This window comes from Streptomyces sp. NPDC060198 (assembly GCF_042728415.1).
Lineage (GTDB): Bacteria > Actinomycetota > Actinomycetes > Streptomycetales > Streptomycetaceae > Streptomyces.
Genome location: NZ_JBHWZJ010000492.1, coordinates 1 through 4,396, shown reverse-complemented (window position 1 = coordinate 4,396; position 4,396 = coordinate 1). Strand labels below are relative to the sequence as shown.

The window sequence follows — 4,396 nt, the reverse complement described above, 5'->3', positions numbered from 1 at the left end:
GGACGACACCGTCCGGGCGGGGCGCGGCGGCGTTCCCGCGGCCGGCTCCGTGCGGTCCGCTGCCCGGCCTTCGGATGCGGGCGGCGCCCCACAGCCTTGTTGGGTACAGTGCGGAAATCAGCAGACCGTATGGTGAGGCCCCCTCGTGTTGACGCACACCACCACCCGGGTCCTCGAACCCAGTGACCTCGGCGCCGCTCTGGCCATTCTGGAGAGCGATCCCGTGGCCAACGCCTTCGTGACCTCCCGTGTCCAGATCGCCGGGCTCGACCCCTGGCGCCTCGGCGGCGAGATGTGGGGCTGGTACGCGGACGGGATGCTCCGCTCGCTCTGCTACTCCGGTGCCAACCTCGTCCCCATCTGTGCGGGGCCCGAGGCCGTACGCGCCTTCGCGGACCGCGCCCGCAGGGCCGGGCGCCGCTGCTCTTCCATCGTCGGCCCGGTCGAGCCCACCACGCTGCTGTGGCGCCTGCTCGAACCCGGCTGGGGGCCCGCCCGCGAGGTCCGCGCCAACCAGCCGCTGATGGTCACCGACCGCCCCTCCACCACCGTGGAGCCCGATCCGTACGTCCGCCGTATCCGCAAGGACGAGATGGACGTGATCCTGCCCGCCTGCGTGGCGATGTTCACCGAGGAGGTCGGGGTCTCCCCGCTCGCGGGCGACGGCGGACTGCTCTACCAGGCACGGGTCGCCGAACTCATCGGCGCGGGCCGCTCGTTCGCCCGCATCGACGACGGCAAGGTCGTCTTCAAGGCCGAGATCGGCGCGGCGACCGACCGCGCCTGCCAGATCCAGGGGGTCTGGGTCGCCCCGGAATTCCGCGGCCTGCGCCTCTCCGAGACCGGGATGTCCGCCGTGCTCAACCACGCGCTCGCCGACGTGGCCCCGCTGGTCAGCCTGTACGTCAACGACTTCAACACCGCAGCCCGCAGGGCGTACACCAGGGTCGGCTTCCGGGAGACCGGGGCCTTCATGAGCGTCCTGTTCTGACGCCCGGCCCCGGGCGCCCCGCCCGGCCGCGCGTACCGGTCCCGACGACGGCCGCGCCTCGTGCACCGGCCGTGCGGTGGGCGCCGTCCGGCCGACCTATAGTCGGCAGGGGGGACCGCTGAGGGCCGCCGGCCGGCACGTCCGGAACGCCGACGCCCTCCGACGCGAATGAGCACGCCGATGACCGAGACCGCGCCCCCCGCAGACGACCACGCCGCCCCGCCCGCCACCGCCGCCCCGGCGGGGGCGGATGCCCGTGCGGCCTGGGAGGCGTGGCGCGAGGAGCGCCACGCCTCGGTCACCGCGCCCACCGGCAACCTGGCCCTGGTGGAGACCCGCCCGATGGGGCCCGGAGAGGTCCCCGACCCCGTCGCCGCCGCCGAGGGCCTGCCCGGCAGCGTCACGGTGACCGTCGTGGAGCGGACCGAACCGGTCAGCGGAGCCCCCGAACACTTCCTTCGCTTCTGGGACGCCGAGGCGCCCGCGATCCGCTCCTTCGAGCGGATCGACACCTTCCCGTACGACCCTGCCTGGGTGCTCGACGCCGCCTACACGCCCGTCGAAGGCGCCCGCAAGGTCGCGTTCGAGCACATCCGCGACAACGGCGGCACCCGCGACCTGGTCGTCCCCGGCGACATCGCGCTGACCGTGGACGGCACCGATTACACCCTGAGCGCCTTCGACGACGACGGCACCCTGCTGCTGGTCTTCGGCGATCCCACCAACGGCGACTCCACCTACGGCGCCGGACGCTTCCTCTTCGTCCCGCACGAGACCGGAAGCGACCGGGTCACCCTCGACTTCAACCGCGCCTTCGTACCGCCCTGCGGTTTCTCCGACCAGTACAACTGCCCCATGCCGCCCCGGCAGAACCGCCTCCACCTGCCCGTCGAGGCGGGGGAGAAGCTCCCCGTGGCCGAGGAACCGGGCGCCCGGGAGCACTGAAGCACGGCCGAGGACGGGCTCCGGCCCCCCGGGGCCCTCCCGGGCGGCCGGAGTAGTCTCCCGTGCCATGCCGCACTTTCCCGGAGACCTCAGCGAACCACCCCTGATCGGGCCGCTCGACCTCGCGTCCCGCGTGGACGAGGCGCTCCAGGTGCAGGCCCTCGCCTTCGGGCTCGACGCCCCGGAGATCGCCGTACGCCGCCAGATCGTGCTGCGCCACCTCACCCTCCCCGGCGCCCGCGCGCTGGGCGCCACCTCCCCTTCGGGACGGCTGCTCGGCTTCGTCTACGGACTGCCCAACGATCGCGGCCACTGGTGGTCGGGGGTGGTCGAGCCCTACCTCCGCGAGCGGGGCACCGAGGAGTGGCTGGACGACTCCTTCGTCATCACCGAACTCCACGTCCACCCCGGCTTCCAGCAGCACGGCATCGGCCGCGCCCTCATCACCGGGCTGACCGACTCCGCCACCGAGCCGCGCTCCATCCTGTCGGCCATCGACACCGACAGTCCCGCGCGCGGTCTCTACCGCTCTCTCGGCTACCGCGACCTCGCCCGTCAGGTGGTCTTCCCGAGCGCCCCGCTGCCGTACGCCGTCATGGGAGCCCCGCTGCCACTGCGCCGCGGAATCTGAATGGATTTCCGCCCGCACCCGCCGCCCGGCTAATCTCGGGCCCATCACCTTCGGGGGTCCGGGGGCGTCCCCCCGGTAGACACAGTCGAGCAGGAGTTCATCATGGCCCAGGTCCAGCGCATGTCCCGATTGATGATCAAGACACTGCGCGACGACCCGGCGGACGCCGAGACGCTCAACCACAAGCTGCTCGTCCGGGCCGGTTACGTCCGCCGCACCGCCGCCGGTATCTGGTCCTGGCTGCCGCTCGGCAAGAAGGTCCTGGAGAACATCACCCGCGTCGTCCGCGAGGAGATGGACGCCATCGGCGGCCAGGAGGTGCTGCTCCCCGCGCTGCTGCCCAAGGAGGCGTACGAGGCGAGCGGCCGGTACGACGAGTACGGCGACCTGCTCTTCCGCCTCAAGGACCGCAAGGGCGCGGACTACCTCCTCGGCCCCACCCACGAGGAGATCTTCACCCAGGTCGTCAAGGACATGTGCTCGTCCTACAAGGACCTGCCGGTGATCCTGTACCAGATCCAGACCAAGTACCGCGACGAGGCCCGCCCCCGCGCCGGTGTGCTGCGCGGCCGCGAGTTCCAGATGAAGGACTCGTACTCCTTCGACACCACCGACGAGGGCCTGGCCGAGGCGTACCGGCTGCACCGCGCCGCGTACATCCGGATCTTCGAGCGCCTCGGCCTCGACCACCGCATCGTCTCCGCGGTCTCCGGCGCCATGGGCGGCTCCGCCTCCGAGGAGTTCCTCGCCCCGGCGCCCGCCGGCGAGGACACCTTCGTCGACTGCCCGAACTGCGACTACGCCGCCAACACCGAGGCCGTGACCTTCAAGGCCACCGCCGTCGACGGTGCGGCGCACGGCCCGGTCGAGGAGCTGGACACCCCCGACACCCCGACCATCGAGACCCTCGCCGCCCACCTCGGCGTCCCGGCCTCCGCCACCCTGAAGAACCTCCTGGTCAAGGTCGACGGCGAGATCGTCGCCGTGGGCGTCCCCGGCGACCGCGAGGTCGACCTCGGCAAGCTCGGCGAGCACCTGGCCCCGGCCGTGGTGGAGCTGGTCACCGCCGAGGACTTCGTGGGCCGCCCCGACCTGGTGCGCGGTTACGTCGGCCCGCAGGGCCTGGAGAAGGTCCGCTACATCGCCGACCCCCGCGTCGCCGCCGGCACCTCCTGGATCACCGGCGCCAACAAGGACGGCAAGCACGCGAAGAACGTCGTCGTGGGCCGCGACTTCGAGGTGGACGACTACCTCGACGTCGTCGTCGTCGAGGCGGGCGACCCGTGCCCGGAGTGCGGCGCCGGCCTCCAGGTGGACCGTGCCATCGAGATCGGCCACATCTTCCAGCTCGGCCGCAAGTACGCCGACATCTTCAACCTCGACGTCCTCGGCCAGCAGGGCAAGCCGGTCCGCGTGACGATGGGCTCCTACGGCATCGGCGTCTCCCGCGCGGTGGCCGCCCTCGCCGAGCAGACCGCCGACGACAAGGGCCTGTGCTGGCCCCGCGAGATCGCCCCGGCCGACGTGCACGTCGTCGCCGCGGGCAAGGCGCTCCAGACCGAGCTGGCCCTGGAGGTCTCCGAGAAGCTGAAGGCGGCGGGCGCCCGGGTGCTGGTCGACGACCGCGCCGGTGTCTCCCCGGGCGTGAAGTTCACCGACGCCGAGCTGATCGGCGTGCCGACCATCCTCGTCGCCGGCCGCCGCTCCGCCGAAGGCGTCGTCGAGCTCAAGGACCGCCGCACCGGCGAGCGCGAGGAGCTCACCGTCGACGAGGCGATCGCCCGCATCACCGCCGACCTGGGCTGACCTCCCGGTCCGCCTTCCGGTAC

At 72.4% G+C, this 4,396-nt stretch carries 4 protein-coding genes; all 4 read left to right on the top strand.

Going from position 1 to position 4,396, the window contains the following annotated elements; translation table 11 throughout:
• Positions 1-148 precede the first annotated feature (148 nt).
• The 4 genes from ACFWEP_RS32265 to ACFWEP_RS32250 all read left to right on the top strand — a co-directional run bounded on the left by ACFWEP_RS32265 (position 149) and on the right by ACFWEP_RS32250 (position 4,373).
• Complete coding sequence (locus ACFWEP_RS32265) at positions 149-991, top strand: GNAT family N-acetyltransferase (RefSeq protein ID WP_387375484.1); 843 nt, start codon at positions 149-151, stop codon at positions 989-991.
• Positions 992-1,171: 180 nt separating this feature from the next.
• Positions 1,172-1,936, top strand: coding sequence for a DUF1684 domain-containing protein (locus ACFWEP_RS32260; RefSeq protein WP_387375482.1), 765 nt, complete (start codon positions 1,172-1,174; stop codon positions 1,934-1,936).
• 67 nt (positions 1,937-2,003) lie between these two features.
• Positions 2,004-2,567 (top strand): GNAT family N-acetyltransferase, encoded by a 564-nt coding sequence (locus tag ACFWEP_RS32255; RefSeq protein WP_387375480.1) that lies wholly within the window; start codon positions 2,004-2,006, stop codon positions 2,565-2,567.
• A 102-nt stretch (positions 2,568-2,669) separates the two neighbouring features.
• A complete protein-coding gene (locus tag ACFWEP_RS32250; protein WP_387375478.1) occupies positions 2,670-4,373 on the top strand; it encodes a proline--tRNA ligase in 1,704 nt (567 codons plus the stop codon).
• Positions 4,374-4,396: the final 23 nt, after the last annotated feature.

What these genes read in the sequence shown, in the direction of transcription:
- ACFWEP_RS32255 (WP_387375480.1), top strand. Translation starts at nt 2,004, where the DNA reads ATGCCGCACTTTCCCGGAGACCTCAGCGAACCACCCCTGATCGGGCCG.
- ACFWEP_RS32250 (WP_387375478.1), top strand. Translation starts at nt 2,670, where the DNA reads ATGGCCCAGGTCCAGCGCATGTCCCGATTGATGATCAAGACACTGCGC.
- ACFWEP_RS32260 (WP_387375482.1), top strand. Translation starts at nt 1,172, where the DNA reads ATGACCGAGACCGCGCCCCCCGCAGACGACCACGCCGCCCCGCCCGCC.